At 70.8% G+C, this 24,727-nt stretch carries 17 protein-coding genes and 4 pseudogenes; 8 read left to right on the forward strand and 13 right to left on the reverse strand.

The features are described from left to right. Nucleotides 1-17: 17 nt before the first annotated feature. From RV986_RS53295 to tnpA, 5 genes are all read right to left on the reverse strand, one after another. Nucleotides 18-2,216 carry an ABC transporter substrate-binding protein gene (locus RV986_RS53295; RefSeq protein ID WP_475924885.1) on the reverse strand — a complete coding sequence of 733 codons (2,199 nt, stop codon included), beginning with the start codon at nucleotides 2,214-2,216 and terminating at the stop codon, nucleotides 18-20. Further along, nucleotides 2,213-3,049: a hypothetical protein gene (locus RV986_RS53300; RefSeq protein ID WP_475924886.1), complete on the reverse strand. Its 837-nt coding sequence runs from the start codon at nucleotides 3,047-3,049 to the stop codon at nucleotides 2,213-2,215. Before RV986_RS53300 ends, RV986_RS53295 begins: the two co-directional genes overlap by 4 nt. A gap of 357 nt (nucleotides 3,050-3,406) precedes the next feature. Then, a complete protein-coding gene (locus RV986_RS53305; protein WP_475924887.1) occupies nucleotides 3,407-4,123 on the reverse strand; it encodes a PH domain-containing protein in 717 nt (238 codons plus the stop codon). 699 nt (nucleotides 4,124-4,822) lie between these two features. Continuing rightward, the gene (locus RV986_RS53310; protein ID WP_475924888.1) at nucleotides 4,823-5,320 is read right to left on the reverse strand and encodes a hypothetical protein; all 498 of its coding nucleotides are present in this window, start codon (nucleotides 5,318-5,320) and stop codon (nucleotides 4,823-4,825) included. Between the two features lie 480 nt (nucleotides 5,321-5,800). Further along, nucleotides 5,801-6,229, reverse strand: coding sequence for an IS200/IS605 family transposase (gene tnpA / locus RV986_RS53315; protein WP_475924889.1), 429 nt, complete (start codon nucleotides 6,227-6,229; stop codon nucleotides 5,801-5,803). Nucleotides 6,230-6,279: 50 nt separating this feature from the next. Between tnpA and RV986_RS53320 the strand changes: the two are divergent. Then, nucleotides 6,280-7,496, forward strand: a pseudogene (locus RV986_RS53320) (RNA-guided endonuclease InsQ/TnpB family protein). A 247-nt stretch (nucleotides 7,497-7,743) separates the two neighbouring features. Here the strand turns inward: RV986_RS53320 and RV986_RS53325 are convergent. Then, nucleotides 7,744-8,187 (reverse strand): annotated as a pseudogene (locus RV986_RS53325) (phytoene desaturase family protein); the annotation flags it as partial. Nucleotides 8,188-8,366: 179 nt separating this feature from the next. On the opposite strand from RV986_RS53325, the gene RV986_RS53330 reads away from it, so the two are divergent. From RV986_RS53330 to RV986_RS53340, 3 genes are all read left to right on the forward strand, one after another. Beyond that, nucleotides 8,367-9,242, forward strand: coding sequence for a helix-turn-helix domain-containing protein (locus RV986_RS53330; RefSeq protein ID WP_475924890.1), 876 nt, complete (start codon nucleotides 8,367-8,369; stop codon nucleotides 9,240-9,242). A gap of 99 nt (nucleotides 9,243-9,341) precedes the next feature. Beyond that, a complete protein-coding gene (locus tag RV986_RS53335) occupies nucleotides 9,342-9,791 on the forward strand; it encodes a peptidase inhibitor family I36 protein (RefSeq protein WP_475924891.1) in 450 nt (149 codons plus the stop codon). Beyond that, the gene (locus tag RV986_RS53340) at nucleotides 9,788-10,717 is read left to right on the forward strand and encodes a hypothetical protein (protein WP_475924892.1); all 930 of its coding nucleotides are present in this window, start codon (nucleotides 9,788-9,790) and stop codon (nucleotides 10,715-10,717) included. The genes RV986_RS53335 and RV986_RS53340 overlap by 4 nt, the downstream gene beginning before the upstream one ends. A 7-nt stretch (nucleotides 10,718-10,724) precedes the next feature. Here RV986_RS53340 and RV986_RS53345 read toward each other — a convergent pair. Then, a pseudogene (locus tag RV986_RS53345) lies at nucleotides 10,725-10,955 on the reverse strand (NF041680 family putative transposase); the annotation flags it as partial. Nucleotides 10,956-11,268: 313 nt separating this feature from the next. Continuing rightward, the gene (locus RV986_RS53350; RefSeq protein WP_475924893.1) at nucleotides 11,269-11,628 is read right to left on the reverse strand and encodes a PadR family transcriptional regulator; all 360 of its coding nucleotides are present in this window, start codon (nucleotides 11,626-11,628) and stop codon (nucleotides 11,269-11,271) included. A gap of 147 nt (nucleotides 11,629-11,775) precedes the next feature. Between RV986_RS53350 and RV986_RS53355 the strand changes: the two genes are divergently transcribed. Further along, nucleotides 11,776-12,843, forward strand: a complete 1,068-nt coding sequence (locus RV986_RS53355) for a GlxA family transcriptional regulator (protein WP_475924894.1) — start codon at nucleotides 11,776-11,778, stop codon at nucleotides 12,841-12,843. Between the two features lie 362 nt (nucleotides 12,844-13,205). Here RV986_RS53355 and RV986_RS53360 read toward each other — a convergent pair whose 3' ends face one another. After that, the gene (locus RV986_RS53360; RefSeq protein WP_475924895.1) at nucleotides 13,206-16,265 is read right to left on the reverse strand and encodes a multifunctional oxoglutarate decarboxylase/oxoglutarate dehydrogenase thiamine pyrophosphate-binding subunit/dihydrolipoyllysine-residue succinyltransferase subunit; all 3,060 of its coding nucleotides are present in this window, start codon (nucleotides 16,263-16,265) and stop codon (nucleotides 13,206-13,208) included. Nucleotides 16,266-16,418: 153 nt separating this feature from the next. Here RV986_RS53360 and RV986_RS53365 point away from each other — a divergent pair, with 153 nt between their 5' ends. After that, nucleotides 16,419-17,588, forward strand: coding sequence for a TDT family transporter (locus RV986_RS53365; protein ID WP_475924896.1), 1,170 nt, complete (start codon nucleotides 16,419-16,421; stop codon nucleotides 17,586-17,588). Between the two features lie 146 nt (nucleotides 17,589-17,734). Here RV986_RS53365 and RV986_RS53370 read toward each other — a convergent pair. From RV986_RS53370 to RV986_RS53385, 4 genes and pseudogenes are all read right to left on the reverse strand, one after another. Then, nucleotides 17,735-18,118: pseudogene (locus RV986_RS53370) on the reverse strand (MarR family winged helix-turn-helix transcriptional regulator); the annotation flags it as partial. 61 nt (nucleotides 18,119-18,179) lie between these two features. After that, nucleotides 18,180-19,067 (reverse strand): hypothetical protein, encoded by an 888-nt coding sequence (locus RV986_RS53375; RefSeq protein WP_475924897.1) that lies wholly within the window; start codon nucleotides 19,065-19,067, stop codon nucleotides 18,180-18,182. Between the two features lie 91 nt (nucleotides 19,068-19,158). Further along, a complete protein-coding gene (locus RV986_RS53380) occupies nucleotides 19,159-20,670 on the reverse strand; it encodes a hypothetical protein (protein ID WP_475924898.1) in 1,512 nt (503 codons plus the stop codon). Between the two features lie 583 nt (nucleotides 20,671-21,253). Then, entirely contained in the window at nucleotides 21,254-22,444 is a 1,191-nt protein-coding gene (locus RV986_RS53385; protein ID WP_475924899.1) for an alginate lyase family protein, read from the reverse strand. 241 nt (nucleotides 22,445-22,685) lie between these two features. Between RV986_RS53385 and RV986_RS53390 the strand changes: the two genes are divergently transcribed. Both RV986_RS53390 and RV986_RS53395 read left to right on the forward strand, forming a co-directional pair. After that, the gene (locus tag RV986_RS53390) at nucleotides 22,686-23,108 is read left to right on the forward strand and encodes a hypothetical protein (RefSeq protein ID WP_475924900.1); all 423 of its coding nucleotides are present in this window, start codon (nucleotides 22,686-22,688) and stop codon (nucleotides 23,106-23,108) included. Nucleotides 23,109-23,366: 258 nt separating this feature from the next. Beyond that, nucleotides 23,367-24,692 carry an MFS transporter gene (locus RV986_RS53395; protein WP_475924901.1) on the forward strand — a complete coding sequence of 442 codons (1,326 nt, stop codon included), beginning with the start codon at nucleotides 23,367-23,369 and terminating at the stop codon, nucleotides 24,690-24,692. The last annotated feature ends 35 nt before the right edge of the window (nucleotides 24,693-24,727 follow it).

Below are 24,727 nucleotides of genomic sequence, written 5' to 3' on the forward strand. Positions count from 1 at the left end.
GTCCACCGCGCTCACCGCTACACCTTGGCGGGGGCTTCGCCGAGGAAGCGGAACCGGCCGCCCTCGACCTGGTGCAGGAAGATGCCCCAGCCGGCGAACGTGCCGTCCGCCGGCTTGAAGGAGAACTCCTTGGTGATGCCCTTGTAGCGGCTCTTGCGCAGCAGGCCCACCAACTCCTGCCGTTTCGGCGGCCGTCCGCCCTTCGCGGCCTTCACCAACTCCTGGATGGCGAGGTTGACGGTGTCGTACGCCTCGGCGGCGAAGTAGCCGGGCGCGGCACCGAAACGCTTGCGGAAGGCGGCTCTGAAGGCTGCCGCGGCCGGCACCGCGGCGGGGTCCACGAAGGAGGAGGTCAGCAGCCATCCCTCCGCCGCGTCCCCGGCCAGCTCCAGGAACTGCGGGTCGATCACGGCCTGCGAGGCGAACCGCGTTCCGTCGAAACCTGCCGCCGCCAGTTCGCGGGCCACCCGGGCCGCGCCCTGCGCGTAGCCGGCGTAGATGAAGGAGCCGATCCCGGCCCGCAGCATGTCGGCAATGACGGGCGCCATGTCGTCCGTGCCCGCCGGGACCACCCGGGGGTAGGCCGGCCGGCCCATGCTGCGCAGCATCAGGGCGTTGATCCCGGCGGACTCCTGGGCGTACGTCTGCGCGGTGCGGTCCTGGAGCAGGCCGGGGCGCAGCGCCCCCTTCTGCCTCATGAGATAGACGCTCATAGGGAGGGAAAGGGCCGCGTCGCTGGGGCGGCAGTGCACGAAGGACCGGTACTCCTGCCTGGTCAGGAGCAGTCCGCCGGCCGAGACGCACAGCAGCGGCAGCAGGGCCTCGTCGTAGGTGCCCAGGACCGCGTTGGCCGTCTCGTCGTTGGTCGGGCCGAGCACGGCGAGCACATCGGCGTCCTGGATCATTTTCTTGGCCGCGGCCGGCGCCCGCCCGGCGCTGCCGCCGTCGTCGATCGTCTTCAGGGTGAGCTCGAAGGGCTTGTTCTTGCGGGAGTTGAACTGCTCGACCGCCAGGCGCGCGCCACGCTCCTGTGCCTGTCCCGCCGTCCGCTGTGCCCCGCTCAGGTCCGCCTGCACTCCGATGGCCCAGCTGCCGGCCCGCGCAGCCGGTGCCCCCGGGTCGTCCCGGTCGCGCAGCACGGCCCAGGCCGCGGTTCCGCCCGCCGCCGTGAGCACCGCCGCTCCGGAGGCCAGCAGGAGCAGTCGCCGCCGGCCGGGTGACGCCCGCTCCGCGTCCTTCGGTGCCTCGGCGACGGTCGGCTCGATGTCGGGGAGCGCCAGCATCTCGGACGAGCGGTCGGCGATGGCCCGTACGACGTCCTCGGGCAGCCAGTCGAGCTGCCCGCCTTCGGGGACGGCGTCCTCGACCAGCAGCACCGTGCAGATCTGCTCGGCCGTCGGACGGTCCGCCGGGTCCTTCGCCAGGCACAGGTGCAGCAGCGTCAGCAGCTCGGTGCCTGCGGTGTCTTCCCCGGCTTCCCCGGCTTCCTCGTTCTCCGCGGCTTCGATGCCGGCCAGGTCGGGTTCGTCGTGGACCGTCCGGTAGAGCAGGGCGTCCGCCGTGCCGGTGCCGAACGGCGGCCGGCCACTCGCCGCGTACGCCAGCAGGCAGCCCAGCGAGAAGATGTCGCTGGGCGGGCCGACTGCCGCGCCGCGTGCCTCGGCCTGCTCGGGTGAGAGGAAACCGGGGGTGCCGACGACCAGGTCGGTGGAGGTGATCGCGGTCTCGTCGGCCGCGCGGGCGATCCCGAAGTCGATGAGGCGCGGGCCGTCCACGGCGAGCAGCACGTTGGCGGGCTTCACGTCGCGGTGGACCAGCCCGGCGGTGTGCACCTCGCGCAGCGCGGCGGCGAGCATCCGGGCCAGGACGCGCACGCTCCGGACAGGCAGCGGACCGTGGCCGGCGACCGCCTCCTCCAGCGAGGGGCCGGACACGAAGGCGGTGGCCAGCCAGGGCGCCGCCGCGTCCGGGTCGGCGCCGGTGACCGGCACCGCCCAGGGGCTGGTCACCCGGCGGGCCGCCTCGACCTCACGGCGGAAGCGGGCGCGGAAGTCCGGCTCGTCCGCGTACTCGGCCTGGATGACCTTGACGGCGGCCAGTGTCCCGGCCTCCGTACGGCCGAGGTAGACCACACCCATGCCGCCCGCGCCGAGGCGGGCCAGCAGCCGGTGTCCGCCGATCGTGGCGGGGTCGGTGGGGAGCAGACGCCCGCTCATCCGGGTCCCTCCAGTTCACTCTCGGTGAGACTCAGCATCTGTCCCACTCCCTGCTGCAGCGCGGCATCGACCTCTTCCTTGGAACGGCCCTTGGAACCCCTGCCGGAGACGGCCACGGTGACCTGGCCCAGCCGGCTCTGCATCCAGTAGTAGTAATAGGGGCCGCCGAGTTCGTCGCTGGAGTACTGGCCGCCCTCGGTGAGTGTGTCCTCGGCGGTGGCGTTGCCCAGCACACCGAAGGCCGCCCCCTGGGAGAGCAGTCCGGTGATCCGCTCGCCCTGGCGGAGCTGCTGGTCGGGACAGCGCAGCGCCTCTTCGAGGGTCTCGGCCATCTCCCAGCCGGCGTCCTTCGCGGTGCGGTGCACGGTGACGACGGCGGCGACGCGGATCGGGCCCTTGCCGTCCTGCGCGGGCAGTTCGCTGTAGCGGGTGAGGGTGGCGAGCACCGTCGCGGGCAGTGGCTCGCTCTGCCAGACGCAGTCCGCTTCGAGCACGGGCCAGAAGCCGGGGTCACTCTCGTACGGATTGCGCTTCGCGAAGCCGGGGCCCCAGTTGACGGGGGCCGCCGCGACGGCGCGGGCCAGCCGTTCGGCCTCCGCGCGGGTCTTCGGCGCACGGCCGGGATCGGGGGTGAAGCCCGTGAAGCCCAGACCCGTGGCGCCGGCGCTGGGGCTCGGGGCCGGGCTGGAGCGTGTGCCACTGCTCGCGGTCCCGTTCTTGGAACCGGACGGCCCGGCGGCGGTCCCGCCGCCCCCCGCCCCCGAACAGCCGGCCAGCAACAGCCCGGTGGCTAAGGCTCCGCAGCACAGCCACACCGGTCTCGGATACACCATCAACGTCCCCCATCCGCACGCGCGTTCCCGTCAGGGAGCGTATCGACTATGCCACCGGGGGGACTACGAACTGTGTCCATCCCCTCGAACTAAGGAGTCCTTCTGCGGAGCCTTTCAGGGGATTCCTTCCGCGGATTCCTTCTGGGGAGTCCTTCCTGTGCAGCCGACGGGGGCCGGAGAAGTCGGTGATCCAGGTGGCGATCCTGATGCGGGCCTCGGGCCCGGGTACGGAAGGGAAGCCGGCGGACGTACCCGACCTTCAGGACGCCTGCCCGGACGACCGCACTGCCCGCGAGAGCACCAGCGTCCCCGCCCCGCTTCGCCCCGAAAGACTACGGAGCGGTGCTCCCGCGTCCGTCAGCCGTTGCGCAGCCGCCCGCGGTACGAGGCGATCGCGGTCAGGGCGAAGACCAGCGGTGCCCCTATCCCCATGACCGCGAACGGTTGCAGTATCGACTCCAGCCACCCGGGCAGGTCCACGAAGAGCGGCAGCAGCATCAGCACCGTCAGTGGGATGAACGCCAGCATCACGGCGATGAACCCGGCCATGACGGCCCCCTGGCGGGCATTGCGCCGGTGGATGAGGACGGCGGCCTCGGGGTCCGGCGCCCAGTCCTCACCGCGCAGTTCCTCCCATGCCTCCAGCAGCACACCGAGTTCGCGCTCCACATGCACGTGCATGTCGTCGAGGAAGGGCAGGAGCACCTTGCTGCCGTCCCGGCCGTAGGCGTGCACGAGCACATTGGCCGCACCGCTCTGCATCCCCGCGGCCGGATTGGCCTCGGCCCTGATGTCCTGGATGTCCTCCCAGGCCAGCCGCCGCCGTCTGATCATGCCGCGCACATGGATCGCCTTGATGTCCGCCGTGGTGGAGCAGTTCAGGGTGGCGTAGAAAAGCCACCCCATGAGCACCACCCACGCGATCGCGAAGGGGTACGTGAACGAGGCAGGCAGGTCGTCGGCGGTCAGCATGGCCCCCAGCATGCTCAGCGTGGCCGCCGCGATCACCCACAGGAACGCCAGCATCCTGGACCGCTTCATCCGGTACTCACGCGGCAGTCCGTAGTCCCCCACACCCACCCCTTGCTCGGCAGCCCAACCGCCCCGACCACCGCCGGGGCACCATGGTGACGCCCCAACTCGCCTGTGCCGAGGGCCATTTGGGAACAAAGCGCGGACTTGCGGTTTCGAGGGCGACGCCTCCTCCAGCCGGTGCTTTTCCGACCGGACAGCGCCGAGGCCGCCCGGGTCGCTGACCCGGCCTTCGGTCACTCCTGAGCGCACGGCACCTCGCGCGGCGTTTCGGTCGAGGCCCGGGCTGCGGGCGACAGCACGGAGACCGCTCCCGTCATGGGGCCCGCCGTGGGGGGGCGGGTCTGACGCGCAGGTCTGACGCACTGTCACACCACAGGAATTCAGGGGGACTTGTGGAGTTGCGGACTTGCGGAGTGGAGGAGGAGCCGGTCTCGGCGAGAGTGTCGCCCGCGGTGTCGCGCCGCCGGACGGCGTCGTACTGCCGGAGGTCGGCGTCAGGGAGCCGGCTGGGTCACCGCGGTGTCCGAGCCGTGTTCGTGGACACGGAGTCCGCCGGAGCCCGAGCCCCGCCGACATGTGCCGTCGCCCAGCAGCGCCGCCGGGATCAGGGCGGCGGACCGCTGCGGCCTACCGAGAGGTGCGTTGCCGCGTGAAGCTCCCGGTAGGCCCCTGAGGCTGTGCAGCAGCCGGCTCCAGGGCGCGAGGACCGCCTGATTGGCCATGGTCGCCACCGCCCGATCAGAAGACGAACGGGCCTGGGAACAGTGAGCTGTTCGCCAGGCAGTCGATCGTGAGTCCGAAGATCACGACGCGCAGCGAGTACGGGCCGGAGCCACTGGAGTCCAGGCTGTCGCCCGGAGTCACCACGCCGGTGAGCGGGCCGATGGTGAGCGGCTCGCCTGCGTAGAGGGCCGGGTTGGCCATGTACCCGGTGAAGGTGGTCGTGTCCCCGTCGCTGTTCCTGGCGAGGACCAGGGTGGAGGTGACGGTGTCCGCCTGGACCGGGACCGGAACGCTGATCGAGGGCAAGGTGATCGTGATCGTCGCCGCGGTGCCGGCCTGGGTGGCCGTGAAATCGGCGGCGGACCAGCCCCAGGGTCCGCAAGAGTACCGGGCTGTGGCCCACGTCGGTGTCACGGCGCCCGCCCCGGGGGCCAGCGCCACGGCCGCGGCCAGCAGGGTGGCGGAGGTGGCGGCGATCACGGCAGCACGTAACTTCCGCGTCGTACGTTTCACAGGTCACTCCTTCTGCGGGGACCTTCCGTTCCTGACGTCCCGTCAGGTGTTTGCCTCATTGAGGCGCAGGGACCGCAAGAAGGCAAGCGGCACCGGTCCTGGCCCGCGGCGCTCACCCATGCGACCGGACGACTGAGCAACCGGGCGGCTGGGCGACCGGGCGACTGGGCGACCGGGCGACTGGGCGACCGGCTCATGCAAAACCGCCGCGCAGCCCGACGAGGCCGCCTCGTACAGGGCCGAGTGCGTGCAGCCGGCGTCGCTCTGCCCTCGTTCGGCCCGTACCGGCGCTTCCCGTCGGCGCGGACCGGTCCTGCTGGTCGGGTGCGCAACGGCCGGGCGCCCGGCCACCGCAACCGGCCCGGCATCGACGGCGGAAGCTGGAGGACGAGCACGACGGCGGCGCCGATACCGCCGAGGAGCAGGGCGACGGCGGCTTCGGGCCAGCCGCCCCTGCCCCAGGGAAAGGCGCGGTGACGGTCAGGCTGGGCGCTTCTGGTTGTCGATGTAGTCCTTGACGATGCTCAGGGGTGCGCCGCCGCAGGACCCCGCGAAGTAGGACGGGGACCAGAACACCGAGCCCGTGCCGATCCGGTTGATCCGGCCGGTGTACTCCGCGCGCAGGTACCGGGAGCTGACGCCTTTGAGGCTGTTGACGAGCTTGGACAGGGCGACCTTCGGCGGGTAGTGCACGAGAAGGTGGACGTGATCGTGCTCGCCGTTGAACTCGCGCAGTTCCGCGCCGAAGCCCTCGCACACGTCCCGCATGATCTCCTCGCAGCGTGTCAGCATCTCGCCGTTGAAGACCTCACGCCGGTACTTCGTGACAAACACCAAGTGCGCGTGGAGGTTGTGGATGACGTGGTTTCCGCGTCTGATATCGGGATCTGGTTCCCAGCGTGGTGACATACGCCAAGGCTAGTATGATCGAGTGAACTCGACCGGAGGGGGTGGCCTGGATGATCTGTGCGTACAAGTTCCTCCTGCGGCCCACCGTCCGGCACAGGGCCAGGCACTCGCCGAGATGCTGCGGGATCACTGCTCCCTCTACAACGGGGCGTTGCAGGAACGCCGTGACGCCTACCGGCACGTCTCGAAGACCACGGTCCGCTACGGTGACCAGTCGGCGCAGCTCAAGGACATCCGGGCGTTCGCCCCGGAGCGGCAGGGCCGCTGGTCGTTCTCCTCGCAGCAGGCCACGCTCCGCCGCCTGGACAAGGCGATGCAGGCGTTCTTCCGCCGCGTCAAGGCCGGGCAGGCGCCGGGATACCCGCGATTCCGTGGGGCGAACTGGTTCGACACGGTCGAGTTCCCGAAGGACGGCGACGGCTGCCGGTGGAACTCCACCCCGCACGACCCTGTCACCCGGGTCCGCTTCCAGGGCGTCGGACACGTCAGGGTCAACCAGCACCGCGCCGTGACCGGCAGGGTCAAGACCGTGTCGGTCAAGCGCGCGGGCCGTCAGTGGTTCGTGGTTCTCAGCGCCGAGCAGGAACAGCCCGAACCGCTGCCCGCGACCGGCTCCGTGGCCGGGATCGACCTGGGCATCGCGAACTTCCTCGCCGACTCGGGCGGCGAGTTCGTGCCCAGCCCGCGCCACGGCCGCCGCGCATCCGAGAAGCTTGAGGCAGCGCAGCAGGCCCTGTCCCGGTTCCCGCGCCGCAAGGCGAAGGACCGCACCGCCAACCATCAGCGCGCGGTGGAGAAGGTTGCCCAGCTCCACGGCAAGGTACGGCGCCGGCGGCTCGACCACGCACACAAGACCGCGCTCGGCCTGGTCCGCGCACACGACTTCATCGCGCACGAAGACCTCAAGATCCGCAACATGAGCAAGGCCCCCGCACCGAAACCCGACACCGACCGGCCGGGCTCCTTCCTGCCCAACGGGGCGGCCGCCAAAGCCGGGCTCAACAAGTCGATCAACGATGCCGGTTGGGGGGTGTTCCTGACGATCCTGCACGCCAAGGCTGAAAGCGCCGGACGGGAAGTGATCGCCGTGGACCCCCGCAACACCTCCCGGGAGTGCCCCGAATGCGGGCACACCGCGAAGGAGAACCGGCCCACACAGGAAAAGTTCCACTGCGTCTCGTGCGGCCACACCGCGCACGCCGACACGGTGGGCGCTCTCAACGTTCTACGGGCCGGGCTGGTCCGTCGCGACGCCAACCCGGCATAGCGAGAAGCCCCGTCCTTCAGGACGGGGGAGGAGTCACGGCATTGATCATCACGCCGATCACGGCAGCCGCTGCCAGTGGTGTGAACAGTCCCAGAGCATGGAAGTCGTCCCGGAAGTGTGACGCGACAACGAACGCCTCGCTCCGGACATCGTGATGCGGCAAACTCGTCCTCCACGACCTTCGTGCTGGTCACGTACATTCCCTGGTCGGAACACACGATCAGCCGAAGGCCGTGTTCAAGAACAAGCTCATCGTCGGGAACACGCGCTGCGCGACGCGGTGCGTCATCCCGTAGAAGCTCTGCCACGCCTCGAAGTCCCGGTCGGAGCCGGTGAGCCGCTCGAAGCTGTCGCGCGTGCGGGACGCGGACTGCGAGTCCACCAGCAGGCCGCCGTCCGCTCTCGGCGTGTACGAGGAGATCCGGCGCCGCCTCGTCTGGAACCGCAGGCCCAGGTCCTCCACGATCTGCCGTGGCAGCAGACTCACCAGATACGAGTACCGGGACAGCCGCGCGTCCATCCCCGCGAACGCCCGCGTCGACACCGCGGCGCCCCCGGTGTGGTCCAGCCGCTCCAGAACAAGGACCGCGCGGCCCGCGCGGGCAAGATAGGCGGCGGCCACGAGTCCGTTGTGGCCGCCGCCGACGATGACGGCGTCGTAGGTCGTGTGCGGCGGGGTGCGAGGAGCCATGCGGTTCTCCGTATCACGAGAGGCGTCTGCGTGGCGTCCACCTGAAATAGGCCATTCCGTTCCCTAGGGGCAGGTTTCGCGTCAATGTGCCGTGCGAGCCTGGGTAAAATTAATCATGTCCACGACAATCTGCTCGCAGTGGCGGACTCGTGGGAGAACGGGATACGGGGGAACGGGGAATGGACGCTGAGGCATGCCCGGAAGGTGCCTGGGATGTCGCGCGGGCCCGCCCGCATCCCGGTCTGTGGGGTCTGATCCGCCACTACCAGGGGGTCAACTATGCCCTCTCGCGCCCACGGCTCCGCCTGGAGATCCCGCACGACTCGGTGACTCTGTTCCTGGGCTTCGCCGACCCCGTCGAACTGCGGCGGCCGACCCGGCAGCCCGCCGTCGTGTTCCGGTACACCTCGCTGCTGGCCGGGCTGCAGACCGAGCCCGTCATCGGGCGGCACCGCGGGAAGGTGCGTGGAATCGAGATCAGCATGACCCCCTGGGGCGCGCACGCGCTTCTGCGTACGGACATGGCCGAGATCGCGCAGACCCACGTTGACGCCGGCGACCTGCCCGGCCTGCGCTGGGCGAGGCTCGCTGAGGCGCTGGCCGACGCGCCCGGCTGGCCCGCGCGCTTCGCGCTGCTGAACCGGATTCTGCTCAAGCAGGCCGACCGGGGCACCACGTGGGCACCCGAGACGGCACAGGCGTGGCGCCGGTTGGCAGCGTCGGGCGGTGCCCTCGCCGGCCCCGAACTCGCCGCCGAGGTGGGCTGGAGCCCACGCAAGCTCGCGAAGGCCTTCCGGGAGCAACTGGGCCTCACACCCAAGGCGGTCAGCCGCGTCATGCGGCTGCAGAGGGCCCTGCGGCTCCTGCTCGACGGAATGCCCCAGGCGCAGGCGGCAGCCGACTGCGGCTTCTACGACCAGCCGCACCTGGCCCTGGAGTTCAAGCAGATGACCGGCGGTACGCCCGGCGATTTCCTCGCCGCCCGCCGACTGGTGCAGGCCGTGCCCGCGGGCGATCGCGTCGAGGGCCGGGTGACCAGCGTCCTGCTGTCCTGACGGTTGGGCCGCGGCAGTTTTTTCCAATCCCGGGGGCGACGGGGACCTCCATGGTGGCTCGTGCACGGTCAACCGACCGTCAAGAGAAAGGGAACTCTCTTGCGTACGAACCGATGGAACCGCGCAGGCGCCTATGTGGCGGCCGCCTTCCTCGCAGTGGCCACGATGCTGTGCCTCGCCCCGTCCGCCCAGGCCGCGGCGGAGGCCGACGACCTCGGCTGTCCGTCCACCTACGCGTGCTTCTGGGTGGACAACTACTACGGCGGGACCATGGGCAAGGTCTCGGGCAACAACACCAACTACATGAACCTGTACAACAGCAGCGGCTGCGCCGCGTACCCCGGCACCTGGAACGACTGCATCAGTTCGCTCGACAACCAGGGCACGTCCTGCAGGGTCTACTTCTGGACCGACGCGAACTACGGTGCCTCCGGCGGCTACTGGCACAGCGTGGGCATCGGCGACAGAATCTCAGACTTCACCGCCGTCTACGGCGACGGCGCCTACAACGACACCATCAGCTCCAACCACTGGTGCACCGCGTCGTGAGCCGCATCGCCACAGGTGTACTCGCAGGGCTCCTGGTGGCGACGGGTCTGGTCGGCTGCGCGCAAGCGCGGCCGGCCGGCCCCGGCCGGGCAGGCCCGCCGTCCGCAGCCGAGATCGACCTCGCCACCCGGTCGGGCAGTTGGCCCGAGACGGAGAACGTGCTGCAGAACACCGTCAACCGGCTGGACAACCAGTGCCTGCGGACGGCCGGTTTCGAGGCCCCGGCCGCGCCGGCCGTGCGGACCCCCGTCCCCGAGGACGACAAGTCGGCCGTCCGCATGAAGCAGCGCGAGTCCAACGGCTACGGCATCGCCACCCCGCCCGCCGCCTCCACGCTCCCGGCCGCCGAGAAGTACGGGAGCACGCTGTCCGCCGCTGACCAGGCGCGGTACGTCGCCGCTCAGTTCGGCGACGGCCGGCCGACGGCGACCGTCGCCCTGATCGCACCGGCCACCGCCGAAGTCCCCAGCGCGGGCTGTGCCGCCACCGCCCGCCGCAAGGTGGCCGGTGACGTCCGTACATGGGCCAGGCTCGGTTACGTACCGGATCTACTGGACACCCGGCTTTCCTTCCAGGCTGTCGGCGACACCCGTTACAAGGCCGCACTCGCCTCGTGGCGTACGTGCCTGAAGACGCGAGGCTTCGACTACGCCTCGCCCGAGGCGGCACAGGGGGCGCTGAGGAAGGAGTACGCGAGCACCGGCCGTACCGCCGGGTTCAAGGACCGCGAGATCGCCGTCGCCGTGGCGGACGGGACGTGTGCCGCGACCGCACGGCTGTCCGCCGTATCGCTCAAGATCCGGCGGTCATTGGTAGCCCGGCTGCCTGCCGACCAGCTCGCCCTACTGAGGTCGCTGAACGCCGATCGCCGGGCCGCCCTCGCCCGCGCCCGGGCGTTGCCGGACGCGAGCGGAGAGGGCGGATAGAGCGGATGGCCGCCTTGGGCTGGGGCAGCGCGGCCAGCACTGGCCGGAGCCGTCCGGCATCGATGCGGCCACGGTTGAGGGCCTCGTACAGGGCGCCGTGGCCCCGGCGGTGTTCGGCCAGCAGCGTCAGGTCGACGACCGGCGACGTCACCGGCCGGGCGGTCAGACACGCATAGAAGTCGTCCCGGAAGTGTGACGCGACAACGAACGCCTCGCTCCGGACATCGTGATGCGGCAAACTCGTCCTCCACGACCTTCGTGCTGGTCACGTATATTCCCTGGCCGGAACACACGATCAGCCGAAGGCCGTGGCCATGTCCGGTGAACCACCATCCGAGCGATCAAGTTCGGGGCATCGTTCGAGGCCAGACCATAAAGAACAAGCTGAGAAATGTGGTTCATGGGGCCCTTCTCCGCTCCGCGCCCCGGGGCGGTGCCGACCGACCATCCAGGAGACCGCAGGGCTGGCTTTCCGGTCGCCGTGGAGCCTTCGAGGCGCCACGGACGGAGACCGCAACGCTGCCGGGCGCAGCCAGGAGGCCTCCGAGTCTTCAGGGCGTGCCTTCCCCGGCCGCCGGGTGGGCGGTGACCCATCCGGGCAGGGGCTGCCTCCTGGACCGGTAGACGCGGGCCAGGGCGTCGCGGGCCTGGACGGCGCCGTCCTGTGTGATCCGGTGGAAGCGGCGGCGCGGACGCCCGGCCTTCTCGTGCACGGCCGGGTCCTCCCAGGTGCTGTCCACCCAGCCTGCCCGCTCCAGGCGGGCGAGGATCGGATAGATCGTGCCCGACGGCAATCCCGCCAGCTCGCACAGCTCAAGGCCGTACCGCTGCCTGGCGGGGTCCTCCAGCAAAGCCCGCAGCACCAGTTGAGTCTGCAGGGTCATACGCGGCACGCCCATGCCCACACCCATACTTGTACTCTACATAGGCCGCATAAAGGCTGCCCGGGGAAAGGGGCACCCCCGCGACGCCCCGCAATCCTTGTGAGTTTCCTTTTCAAACTCACCAGTATTATGACAGTACCCGTATGGCCCGCATGGCAGGTCCGGAGGCATTCGATGCACCACCAACACGCCGGAACCGGCTCACTCCTCGTGACGTTCTTCGTCTTTCCCGGGGTCCGGCTGCTGGATGTGACCGGCCCGATCGAGGTGTTCACCTCGGCGAACGAATTCGGCGGCCGCTACCGGCTGAACATGGTGTCGGCCGACGGCAACGACGTGACGACCTCGGCGGGCACCCGTCTCGGCGTCGACATGGCCGTCGAGGACGCGCACGGGACCAGCGACGTTCTGGTGATCCCGGGGGGTCCGGGCTGGGACCGGCTGATCAAGGACGACGCGCTGCTGGACATGGTGCGGAAGCTCGACGCGCACTCTCGTTGCACGGCTTCCGTCTGCACCGGCGCCTTCCTGCTGGCCGCCGCCGGCCTTCTGGACGGCCGGAGCGCCGCCACCCACTGGCGCCACTCACGCCAGCTCGCCCTGCGTTTTCCCACCGTCCAGGTCAAGCCCGACGCGATCTTCGTCCGGGACGGCAAGGTGATGACCTCGGCCGGAGTCAGCGCGGGCATCGACCTCTCACTGGCTCTCGTGGAAGAACACTATGGGGCCGAAGTGGCCCGCGCGGTGGCCAAGGACATGGTGGTCTTCATGCAACGGCCCGGCGGGCAGTCCCAGTTCAGCGTTCGTTCCCGTGCTCCGCACACTCGCCAGGAGATGCTTCGCCGGGTGCTGGACGCCGTCGCGGAAGACCCCGGTGCCGACCACACACTGTCCGCCATGGCCCGCAGGGCCGGTGTCAGCTCCCGCCACGTGACCCGGCTCTTCTGCGACGAGGTGGGCACGACACCGGCCCGGTACGTGGAGCAGATCCGGCTGGAAGCGGCGCAGGCGATGCTGGAGACCGGCGACGACCCCCTGGCCGTGGTCGCCCGCCGCACCGGGTTCGGCTCCCCCGAGTCGCTGCGCAGAGCGTTCGTACGGAATCTCAAGGTGACTCCGGGCGCGTTCCGGGCGCGGTTCCACACCACCGGAGTGGCGGACGCCGAAGCACCTGCGGTGCCGGCCGAGCCGGCACTCGCGGCAGACACGGCCGGCACCGTGGCCGGTCCCCGGAGCACGTGAGCCCGGCCGGTCCCGGCGGCGCGGAGCCGCGATCAGCGAACGGCCTTTGGGGGTGAACGCTACGAGCCGGGCCGTGCCCCGCGTTCTGGCGCTCGGAGGCGACGGAGACCGGTCCCTCCCGCAAGTGGCGGACCGCGTGAGTCCGCCGGGGCGCAGCGGACCGCGGTGAGCGGGTCGACCGCCCCGGCACCATGGAGATGATCCGCTTCGTCTTCCCCGGCGGGCCGGTACCCCGGACCCTTGCTCGGTGGCATGCGGTGCGCGGTGGATCGTCCGCCCCGGCCCGGCGGCCGTTCGTGGCCGGCGGCCGTTCGGGAGCCGCCGCGCCGCCCGTCGGTCCTGCCCCGGTCCTGCCGTGGCCGTCAGGCGAAGGCCCGCCGGACGAGGTCTTGCTGTTCGGCGGTGTGACGGCGGGCGGACCCGACCGCCGGAGCGGAGGCGGCCGGCCGGCTCACACATCCCACAGGGACGGGGATCAGGGGGTCGACGCGGGGTCCGACAAAGGTCCACGCGCCCTGGTTGGCCGGCTCCTCCTGGACCCATCGCACGTCGACGCCGGACGGATACCTGGACAGTTCCGCCCGCAGTTCGTCAGCGGGAAACGGGTACAGGCGCTCCAGCCGGACGAGGGCGGTCCCGTCCCGTCCCGAGGCGCGCCGGTGCGCTTCCAGGTCGTAGAAGACCTTGCCCGAACACAGCAGTACGCGCTCGACCCGGGCGGGGTCCTGTGTGGTGTCCGGGACGACCGGGCGGAAGGAACCGGCGGTGAACTCCTCCAGGCCGGAGACCGCGGCCTTCGACCGCAGCATGGACTTGGGGGTGAAGACCACCAGCGGCCTGCGTCGCGCGTCGAGGCCCTGTTCCCTGAGCAGGTGAAAGTAGTTGCTCGGCAGCGAGGGGTTGGCGACGGTCATGTTGTCGTCCGCGCACAGCTGCAGGAAGCGCTCCATGCGGCCGGAGGAGTGGTCCGGTCCCTGCCCCTCCAAGCCGTGCGGCAGCAGCAGCGCGACGCCCGATCGCTGCCCCCACTTCTGCTCCGAGGAGGAGATGTACTCGTCGACGACCGTCTGGGCGCCGTTGGCGAAGTCGCCGAACTGCGCCTCCCACAGCACCAGGGCATCCGGCCGGGCCAGCGAATAGCCGTATTCGAAGGCGAGCACGGCGAGTTCGGACAGGAGGGAGTCGTAGGGCTCGAAACGTGCCGCTTCCGGGCCGAGCGAGTTCAAAGGAGTGTGGTGCCGGCCCGTGCTGCGGTCGGTGAGGACGGCATGCCGTTGGCCGAAGGTGCCTCGGCGGGAGTCCTGCCCGGACAGCCGTACCGGCACTCCGTCCAGAAGCAGCGATCCGATCGCGAGGGCTTCCGCGGTGGCCCAGTCGACGTTCCCGCCGTCGAGCATGGCCGCCCGCCGCCGTAGTTGCGGGAGCACGCGCGGGTGCGGGGTGAAATCCCGCGGCAGGTCGGTCTGGGTGCCCAGGACGCGCCGCGCTGTCGCCTCGGCGACGGCTGTCACGGCCCGGCGGGCCGGGGGATCCGCGACGGCGCGGGCCGGAAGCGGCTCGTGGCCGGGCGAGGACGCCCCGGCGGTCTCGGCGAAGGCTCGCTGGAGCTGGTCCCGGTAGCCCTGCCGGGCACGTTCGGCTTCCTGCTCGTCGATGTCGCCCGCGCTGTGCAGCGACTGCGCGTACAGCTTCCGCACGGACGGCCGTACGGCGATGCGGTCGTACATGGCCGGCTGTGTGATGGAAGGGTCGTCGACCTCGCTGTGCCCGTGGCGCCGGTAGCAGACCAGGTCGACGACAACGTCCTTGTGGAACGCCTGCCGGTAGTCGAAGGCCAGCCGTGCCGCCCGGACGACCGCTTCGGGATCGTCCCCGTTGACATGGAGGACAGGGGCCTCGACGGTCCGCGCGACATCGGTGGCGTACGCACTCGACCGGCCGCCGGCGGATGCGGTGGTGAACCCCAGCTGGTTGTTGATGGCCACGTGGACCGTGCCGCCGGTGCCGTAGCCCGGCAGTTGTGACATGTTCAGCGTTTCGGCGACCACTCCCTGCCCCGCGAGGGCGGCGTCGCCGTGGACCACCACGGGCAGCACGGACAACCGGCCGTGGCCGTCCTCCGTAAGATCCTGCCGCCCCCGCACGACGCCCTGCGCCACCGGCCCCACGATCTCCAGGTGCGAGGGGTTCGCCACCACGGAGACGGCAATCGCGTGACCGTCCGCGGTGTGAAAGGTGCCGGCGGCCCCGAGGTGGTACTTCACGTCGCCGGAGCCCTGCGCGGAGCGGACGTCGACCGTGTCCTCGAACTCGTCGAAGATCTGGGCGTAGGGCTTGCCCACGATGTTGGCGAGCACGTTCAGCCGGCCGCGGTGCGCCATTCCGACGACCACCTCACGCATGTCCAGCCGCGCGGCGCTCTCGAGCAGCGCGTCCAGCAGGACGATCGCCGACTCCCCGCCCTCCAGCGAGTACCGCTTCTGCCCGACGTACTTGGTGTGCAGGAACGTCTCGAACGCCTCGGCGGCGCCCAGCCGGTACAGAATCCGCAGTTGCTCGGCGTGTCCCGGGCGGGGCTGCGAACCCTCCACGCGCTGCTGGATCCAGAGCCGCTCCTGCGGATTGCGGATGTGCATGTACTCGACGCCCGTGGTGCCGCAGTACGCGTCGCGAAGCGTGCTCAGAACCTCGCGCAGTGTCATCTCCTGGCGTCCGGCGAAGCCGTCGACGAAGAAGGTGCGCGCGGCGTCCGCGGCGTCGAGGCCGTGCCCCGAAGGCTCCAGGTCCGGGTGGCCGGAGGACGGCTCCGCGGAGAGGGGATTGGTGGCGGCCGCCATGTGCCCGCGGACCCGGTACGAGTGGATCAGGGCCGCGACGCGGACCGCCTTGGCCACCAGGCCGGCGTCCCCCTCGTGCGCTGTTTCTCCGGCATCCCCGGGCGCGGCCTCGTGCGTCGCCGCGGACGCCCGGAAGTAGTCCCGCCAGACCACGTCGACGGAACCGGGATCGCGGAGATACCGCTCCCGGAACTCCTCGACGAGCCACTCGTTGATGCCGAATTCCACCTGGTGCGAGACCGAGGGAGCACTGCCTGATCGTGAAGCCACGGCGTAGAACGCCTTCTTTCCACTTACGGAGACCATCGCGGGCGGCGTGGCCGACCGGTCCAGCCGCCGCTCGGGCCGAGGCGGTCCGCGGCGACGAGGACCGTGGACCTCGTCCGCGCCTTCGAGGTTACGAGGGTTCCTCGGCACGGTGGGATGCGCGAGCGGGCCAGGACTGCGGCAGATCGGGACGTCGCCGTCCGTGGTCCAGCCCGGTGCGCACCGCAGTTGCCGGTAACCGCCGGTGGACACCGTGCGGGAGTTCAGGTTCGGGCGGCGCCCCCCGTCACGTCCTGATGTGAGGGTGTTGTGGCGCATGCCTTTGTACGGCAGGAGCGGGAGGCGCCCATAGCCTCGTGAGGCCAACGGGTCGACGGACTTGGCCGCGACCCTCGATCTGTTGGGCTTGGGCCACCGGTCGGCCGGTTCACGACGGTGATTCCCAAGACGAGGAAAGAGGCGTTCCACGCCGTGACAGTCCACCCCTGCAGTGCCCGAGCCGTCCCGACCGAGGGCGGCATGGACCCGGGGCTCTCCGTCCTTGCCCGTTCCTCACCCCTTGCCCGTTCCGCGCCGCCCACGGCGAACGCGACAGGCCGTCCGCTGTTCGGCCCCAGCTGGTTCGCGTCCGTCATGGGCACCGGCATCGTCGCCAACGCGGCGGTCACCCTGCCCCGGAGCTTCCCCGGGCTGCGGACCGCCGCCACGGTGGTCTGGTCGGGGGCCGCGCTGCTGCTCGTCGTACTGACGGTCGGCTACGTCCGGCAGCGGGCGCTGCGGCTGCACGCCGCCGATCCGATGCAAGCTCAGTTCTTCGGCGCGCCGGCCGTGGCGCTGCTCACGGTGGGCGCCGGGGCGCTGCAACTCGGCGGGCCGGTGATCGGGGCGCGGGCCGCGCTGGACGTGGACTGGGCGCTGTGGTCGCTCGGTACCGTACTCGGTCTTGTCACGGCCTGTGCGGTGCCGTACCTGATGGTCACCCGGCACCGCTTCGCACCGGACGCGGCGTTCGGCGGCTGGCTGATGCCGGTGGTACCGCCGTTGGTCTCAGCCACGACGGGCGCGCTGCTCGTCCCGCACCTGCCCGCCGGGCAGCCGCGGCTGGCTCTGCTGCTGGGCTGCTACGCGATGTTCGGGCTCGGCCTGGTGGCGGCGCTGCTGGTGCTGGCCATGGTCTACAGCCGCCTGGTGCACCATGCCGCGCCCACCGGTGCGACGGTGCCCACGGTGTGGATCGGTCTGGGGGCGCTGGGCCAGGTCGTGACGGGGCTGGGTGCGCTGGCCACAGCGGCGCCCAGCGCGCTGCCCGCGCCGTACGTGCACGGCACGGCGGTCTTCGCGCTGCTGGGCGGAGTGGGGGTGTGGGGCTTCGCCATGCTGTGGCTGGCACTCGCCACGGCGCTGACCGTACGGGAGTTCCGAGCGGGGCTGCCCTTCGCGCCCACCTGGTGGTCTTTCATCTTCCCCCTCGGCGCCTGCGTCACCGGCACCGGCGCCCTCGCCGCCCGTACCGGCTCGCAGATGTTCGTCTGGGCCGCCGTCGTCCTCTACAGCCTGCTCGTCGCCGCCTGGGCCGTGGTGGCCTACCGCTCACTGCGCCACGCCGCCGCGCACGCGGGCGGGCCGGAGAGCCGGGCGTAATCCATCGCCCCGGCGCTGTTCCTGAGGTTGCGACGGCGTCGGCCTGTGGCGCCGGCTCCACCGCGGCGGCATCGATCCCCCAGGTCAGGAATCCGACATCCCATGGCCTCCCGGTGCCCGCCACGATCGGCGCCGGGGAGAGGGGGTCACTCGCTGCCGGGCGGGCCCGGATGTTCCATGCGGGAGAGCCACGTCGTGAGCAGTGTTTCGAGCGTCTCGGCCTCGGTGGGGGTCAGCAGGTCCAGCAGGCGGCGTTCGTTGTGCATGTGGTCGGTGAACGCCCGGTCGATCAGTTCGCGTCCGGGGCTGGTGAGGGCGACGATCCGGCCACGCTGGTCGTCGTCGGAGCGGCGGCGGGTGACGAGTCCGGCTCGCTCCAGGCGGTCGATCCTCTTCGTCATCGCGCCGGTGGTGACCATGGTGTGCGCGGCGAGCTCGCCGGGTGCCCGTTCGTAGGGTTCACCGGCCCGGCGCAGTGCGCACAGGACGTCGAGCTCTCCCTCGCCGAGGCCGTAGCGGCCGTACACCATGGCCGACACCTGACCGTCCTCCCGCGATGTGCCGATCATGTTGTGCCGGCGCCGGTCATGTTCAAGGGGCCGTCGTCGCGGTGGAACGCGCGGCGGGCGTCGGGGACGCGGACGGCGGAGGATAACTCGGATGCAGCGAGGGGGAAAGCGGGGCCAGGGAGTCGCACATCGAGGCCGGGAAGGCGGGTTCCTCGCGCCGTACGTTCTTGCAGCCGCCGGCCGCGCCTTCGGCGATCGGCACCCAGCCGGAGCTCTTCGCCCGGAAGAACCAGCGGTCCCCCAGCCGGGACGAGCAGCCGGTTCCTGCCGCGTCGCCGCAGGCCGGTCCCGTGCGCCAGGAGAAGTCCAGCACCAGCCACTTGCCGTCGCAGCCCTTGTCGTCCCAGTACGTGTGCTCGGGCGCGCCGACCGCGATCAACGCCTGCTCGTAGGAGGCGGCGGTGCAGCCGGTGGCGGGCGGCCGGCAGCCCAGCCTCCCGCACAGCCGCAGCGAGGGCGGCTTGGCGCCGTCGGCGGTGAACTGCACGTAGTTGTCGACGATCACGTTCCGACGGCCCAACGGCTCGGGCAGTTGGACCCGCGCCGTGGCCGTGCTCTCCTCGGTGCACCCGGAGCGCCTGTCCGACGACGGCGAGGAGAAGGTGATCTGCACCCGCACGGTGTCCTGCACGGGGTCGGTGAGCACCGCCTTGAGTTCCCGCACACAGGCGTGCGCGCCGCTGGGCACCTGCGCGTCGAGGATCAGCGTGCGACGGTCGTCGGTGAGGCGGGCTCCGGTGACCGCGGAGGGCTCCATCGTGCCCCACGGGAGCGATTCGGCCGCCGCCCGGGACGGTGACGTCTCTCCCGCCCGACCGGCCGGCTGTGTCCCGCACGCGCCGAGGAGCAGCACGGCGACAGCGAAGAGCGAAGCGGCCAGGGCTCCTCCGCGCGTTCCGTGCGATCGCAAGAGTGCTCAACCCCCACAGTGCAGCGACGTCGACCCGGGCCAATATAGAGCCGTGGCCGCGCCGTTCGGGGTTCGCGGGCCGGCCGGGCCGTCAGTAGCCGAAGCCCGTCCTCGTGTAGGCGCACTCGGTGTAGATGTAGCCGGACGACAGCTTGGCCGTGTCCGAGGCCGGAGAATTTCCGCTGCTGTCCTGGGACTTGTGCACGAAGTACGTGGTGCCGGCGGGCAGTCGGATGGTCCGCTGCGGGTAGTTCTTGCCGCTGTCGCTGCACGGTTCGAAGCCCAGTAGCACTGTGCTGGCGAAGGAGTAGGTGGTGCAGCTCCCGCAGGCCTTGAGCGAGAAGCTCCCGGTCACCGGCCCCGTGTACAGCACCGTGATGTCGTCGGGGCTGTCGTTCTTGACGGTGACGGAAATGCTGCCGCCGGACGCCGTCGTCGGCAGGCGCTTGCCCGCGGCGGGCACCGTCTGGGCGACCTCCGCGGCGATGGCGATCTTCCTGGCACGGGCCCGGTTCTTGTCGTACGGGCTGTCCTTGACGAACTCGTTCATGGTGGTGACGGCCTCGTCGAAGTCCCCGTCCCGGTACTGGTCCACGCCGCAGGCGTAGGTACCCGAGTTCGCGTTCTTCTCTGCCCGGTCGGAGTCCTTGGCGAAGGCTACGGTCAGGCCGGCCTGCTCCCCCGGCAGCCCGTCGACCTGGGAACCGAGGCTCTTGAGGTCCTGGACGGCCGTGCAGGGATCGTCGCCGCCCACTTGCTTCACGGCCCTGTCGACCGCCGCCTCGACCGCAGGTTCCACCTTCGTGGCCTGCTCGGACCGCGGGAAGGTCGTCAGGAGCTCCCCGAAGCCCGTGGTCCAGTCCGCGCCTCCGCCGCTCAGCGCCTGTGCGGCGCACTCGTAGAGCGAGGTGGCCAGCCGGTCGTCGGGCCAGGTGGACAGTGTTCCGAGTGCCTTCTCGTCCATGGTGGTCGGGACGCTGCGGAGGTACTTCAAGGGCGCTACGGCGTCGCAGTAGTTCTTCTGCGCATAGGGAGAACCGACGGTGGTGTAGTAGGTCTTGAGCCGGTCGGGGACGCGGTCGGCCGCCCGCGAGCCGGGGTGGTCGCTGCGGAGGGCTCTGTAGGCGGCCAGTGCCCGGCGGTAGTCGGGCTCCGCCGTTGTGAACGGCTGCTTCCCTGCGGCCAGGACGAGCTGGTCGGCGCTCTCCAGCCGGTCCATGAGCATCGCCTCGGTGGCTTCGTCACGCGCGCCGTCGTACAGGACGGCGCCTCCGGCCGGTACGGCCAGGAGCACGAGCCCGAGCACCGCCGCGAGCCAGGCACGCGGCGGCCACACCAGGCGGGTCCGCAGTCCCAGGACCGCGCCGTGCACAGCCGCGAGCCCGAGGAAGACCAGATAGACGACGAGGACTCCGCCGGGGACACCGTCCGGGTCCGCGGGCAGCGCCACCACGAGCAGGATCGCCGTCGCGGCCCAGCACACCGCCATCAGCGCCCAGCGGCGCAGCAGTGCGTAGCCGACGCCCAGCCCGCAGAGATTCAGCAGCGCCACCGTGGCCGCTCGCCCGCCGTCCGCGGGAGCGGGCGGCGGTGCGGTCGGCATGGGCGGTACAGGTGGTATGACGAACCCGTCGTTCAAACCGTTGTGGTCCCAGGACATGACGGCTCCCCCAGTCAATCACGCCCGAAGTTCTATGACTTGTCAATGTACGGTCACCCGTGTGACGGCAACAGAGTGCGCCGGGGAACCGTGACGGAACGGTGAAGATTCCTCGTACCGCGTCCGGGCATCTCGCGGCATGAAACCGGCCGGCCCTGGGCCGGGCGGGTGCCTGTTCGGAGCCGGCCGCGCGCGCTTGCCTCGGCGCCGGCCCGGAAGCGGGTGCCGGCGCCGAGCCTGGTCATGACGCCGGGCGTACCTCTGACGGTCACGGCCTCCTGGTCGGGGCTGACCGGCGGGGCCCGGTCCACCGGCTGCGTCGAGTATCCGAACGGAGCCGGGACCGTCGTGACGATCGACCGACGGCGCCGTCCCGGACACCACGGCACCGAGGAACAGAGGAACAGAGGAACAGAGGAACAGAGGAAGGGTTTCGCGTGCGGCGCGGCGCGCGAAACCCTTCGATGTTCGGCCGGGCCCGCACGGAACGGCCTTCAGCCGCTCCACCGGCCCCGAAAGCCGGTGATCAGTAGATGTTGTCCGCGTGGGTGAGGGTCGTCCAGGCGTTGAAGTAGTTGTCCGTGCCGGACGGCCGGTGTGCCTCGGTGTATGCCTGGGTGTTGGACATGGCGATGCCGAGGCGGTTGTGCAGGGCGTTGAAGCCGACCTCCGTGACCCGGCCGAGGCCCGTGCTGACGGAGCCGCCGCACAGCCAGGACGGCACGGCGGTGCCGTTCTCGTAGGAGGTGTGGAAGCCCAGTGCGTAACGCAGCCGGTCCTGGATCTTCGGATAGAGGTCCTGGCCCTGGATGCGGCTGGTTTCCGCGATGTCCGCGATGGAGGCGATGCCCCAGCCGGTGTGCCCGAAGTCGCGGCAGGTCTCCTGGGCGAGGCCGTCGGTGAAGGTGCTCTGGCCCTGCCAGTACTTGATGATCTCGGCGCTGGTGTCGATGCTGCTGCCCGCGGGCGGCTCGGGCAGGTCGCCGTCACCTGTCAGGTAGACGTACGCCGGGACTCGGGCGAGGTAGGTGCTGACCGCCTTGTCGTAGCTGGTGCGGTCCTCGATGAAGACCGAGATGCCGATCGCCGCCTCGGTCATGACCAGTTCCCAGTTGCCGTTCTTGGTCGCCGCACCGTTGATCACCTCGGGGAGGTACACGTCGCGCAGCATGGTCGCGAAGCGGCCGGCGCCCGGCCAGCCGCCGTCGTAGGTGTACTTGATGATCTCGGCGGCGCGCGGCCAGGTCGACCCCGACCAGCCGGTCTGCAGCGGGGCGTTGCTGTTGGTGTGATCGGTGATGGTCGCGGACCAGGCGTCCATGATCTCGATGGACTTCTTGGCGTATCTGCTGTCCCGGGTGAAGTACCAGGCGAGCGCGTCGGTGTAGGCCGCGATGGCGTCCTGGCGCTCGTCGGTGCAGCCGTAGTTGGGGTTGGAGGACGATCCGCACTCCACGACGGCGCGCGGCTTGGCGGTACGTGACAGGGAGGCGTAGGAGCTGGCCATCATGCCGTCGTACGCGGCCTTCCACGGCTGCTGGCCGGCCTGCACCTTCGACCGGGCGTAGTCGAGTTGGGCCCGGCTCACCAGTACACCGGGGTGGGTGAAGGCGGCCGGTGCGGCCGTCGCCCGTGGGGCCGGGCCGGTGAGCTGAAGGCTCAGCAGGCCGGCCAGCAGGGCGAGAACGCTGCACAGCGCGGTTCTGGTTCGTGCCATCCGATGACCTCTCCATTCACGAATGAGAACAGGGTTCCTCAATGTGGACGCGCGGCCTGGACCATAAGGACCCCGCGTGAACATGTCAATGCAGGGCGCAGTCCTCTGCGCATCGCTGTCGAGATCGCGGACGAAGGCCCCTCTCGTGCTCCTCTCCCGGCCACCGCGGGACGCCCCCGGACGCCGCAACCTTCGCCCCCTGCCACGCGTCCACCTGACGCGAGCCGAAGGAAGGGGCGACATGGCGTCGGACGACGGAGAGCGCGGATTCACGGAGAGCGTGCGGCGGTTCTTCCGGCTGCCGCGGCAGACCCCGCGGCATGCCGCCCCGGTCTGGCCCCTGGCACGGGTCTGGGCGGGCACGGCCGCGGCCGGAGCCGGTGCGGCCGCCCTCGGCTGGGAGGACATGGTGGTGGTCGTGATGTTCGTCGGCACCATGAACGCCCTGCTCGACGACGTGGTCAAGGGAGTACGGCATCGCTGGCCGGCCTTCGTGACCGCGCTGCCGGCAGGGTGGTCCGCGGACAGGCTCACCAGAGCCCTGGCGTCCGCTCCCGCCGATCCCGACTGGGCCGACTGGCCCGGCCTCACCTGCGGGAGTCTGGCCGCCTTCGCGGCCTTCGCAGCCGTCACCCGCCTGCCGGCCGGTGCCCTGCGCACCTGACCGGCCGTCCGCCGCGGGCCTTAATCGCCTTTCGCGCCGGGCCGCCGAGGGCTAGCCTGCGGGTGCAGCGAGTAACCCACGAGGAGCCAAGACATGCCCGGTCGTCCGAGCGCGCGTTGACGTCGTAGGCCGTGATCGGCCTGTCATCGCGTGCTGCCCTTGATGTTGCGGCACAGCGAGCCTTCGCCCGCCCGAATCGTCGGTGCACCTGTGGTGCGCCGGGTGACGGGCCTCGTTGTCGGCAAACAAGGGATCCCCGTGCCGTCCGCTTCCTCCGCTGTATCCGGTTCCGGTCGGCCTGTTGCGTCAAGCCTGTGGCGAGACGGCGACTTCCGCAGACTCTGGGTGGGCCAAGCGGCCTCCCAACTCGGTGAACACACAAGTCTGGTGATTCTGCCGCTCTTCGCCGTCCTGACACTCGACGCCGGTGCCGGCCGGCTGGGCGTCCTGCGCGCGGTGGGGCAGGCGCCGATCCTGCTGCTCTCGCTCTTCGCCGGCGCGTGGGTGGACAGATGGCGGACCCGCACGGTGATGGTGCTGACGGACGCCGGCCGGACCCTGGTCCTGGGCGCCGCCGCCGTGGCCGGCCTCCTCGGCCTGCTCGGCCTGCCCGCACTGCTCGTGGTCGCCTTCGCCGTCGGGGCCCTGTCCGTGTTCTTCGACGTGGCGTACCAGGCGTCCGTCGTACGGCTGGTGACACACGACCAGCTGGTACGGAGCAACAGCGCGCTCGAAGGCAGCCGGTCCGCGGCGCAGATCGGCGGTCCCGCCCTCGGCGGTGCGTTGGTGTCCCTGCTGTCGGCGCCGATCGCCGCCGCCTCCAGCGCGCTGTTCTTCGCGCTGTCGTCCCTGTCGATCCAGCGGATCCGTCACCGCGAATCGATCCCGGAACACCCGGAACGCTCTGAACGCTCTGAACGCTCTGAACGCCCGGAGCGTCCGCCTCGGGTATGGCGGCAGATTCATGAGGGCCTCCGCTTTGTCGTCGGCGACACCTCGCTGCGGACCGTGAGCCTCGCCTCGGCCGCCTTCCAGTTCTCCTTCGCGGCCACGATGACCGTCTATCTGCTCTTCCTGCCACGGGAACTGCACCTGTCGGGCACCACCGTCGGCCTGGCACTGGCGGCGACGGGGCCGGGCGCGCTCCTGGGCTCGGTGCTGGCCGCCCGCCTGCCACGCCGGTTCGGCCATGGCGCGGTGCTCGTGTCCGCGGCGGCGCTCGGCGACGGCATGTTCCTGTGTGTGCCCGCGCTGCACGGCTCCCCCGCCGTGACGGTCCCCGCGCTCCTTGCGGTCAACTTCGCCTTCGGGACCTCCAGCCAGCTGGTGTCGGTCACGGTCACGGCCGTCCGGCAGGCCGTCACCCCGACCGGAATGCAGGGCCGCGTGGCCGCGACGATCACGTTCGCCGGCATGGGAATGACCCCGTTCGGCTCTCTGCTCGGCGGCGGTCTCGCGCAGGAGTGGGGGCTGCGCACCAGCCTCCTGGCGACGGCCGCGGGCATGATGCTGTCCCCCCTGCTGATGGCGCTGTCCCCGCTCGCACGCCTGGGACGTGCGCTTCCGGCGCCGCGCGCCCTCTGACACCGATCACGGACCGGCCTTCACGTAACGCCGTG

It is taken from the genome of Streptomyces sp. RLA012 (assembly GCF_056270325.1).

Bases quoted from the DNA above. Each gene is read 5' to 3' on its own strand.
- RV986_RS53295 (WP_475924885.1), bottom strand. From the start codon at position 2,216: ATGAGCGGGCGTCTGCTCCCCACCGACCCCGCCACGATCGGCGGACAC.
- RV986_RS53300 (WP_475924886.1), bottom strand. From the start codon at position 3,049: ATGGTGTATCCGAGACCGGTGTGGCTGTGCTGCGGAGCCTTAGCCACC.
- tnpA (WP_475924889.1), bottom strand. From the start codon at position 6,229: ATGTCACCACGCTGGGAACCAGATCCCGATATCAGACGCGGAAACCAC.
- RV986_RS53330 (WP_475924890.1), top strand. From the start codon at position 8,367: ATGGACGCTGAGGCATGCCCGGAAGGTGCCTGGGATGTCGCGCGGGCC.
- RV986_RS53350 (WP_475924893.1), bottom strand. From the start codon at position 11,628: ATGGGTGTGGGCATGGGCGTGCCGCGTATGACCCTGCAGACTCAACTG.
- RV986_RS53355 (WP_475924894.1), top strand. From the start codon at position 11,776: ATGCACCACCAACACGCCGGAACCGGCTCACTCCTCGTGACGTTCTTC.
- RV986_RS53360 (WP_475924895.1), bottom strand. From the start codon at position 16,265: ATGCGCCACAACACCCTCACATCAGGACGTGACGGGGGGCGCCGCCCG.
- RV986_RS53380 (WP_475924898.1), bottom strand. From the start codon at position 20,670: ATGCCGACCGCACCGCCGCCCGCTCCCGCGGACGGCGGGCGAGCGGCC.
- RV986_RS53385 (WP_475924899.1), bottom strand. From the start codon at position 22,444: ATGGCACGAACCAGAACCGCGCTGTGCAGCGTTCTCGCCCTGCTGGCC.
- RV986_RS53390 (WP_475924900.1), top strand. From the start codon at position 22,686: ATGGCGTCGGACGACGGAGAGCGCGGATTCACGGAGAGCGTGCGGCGG.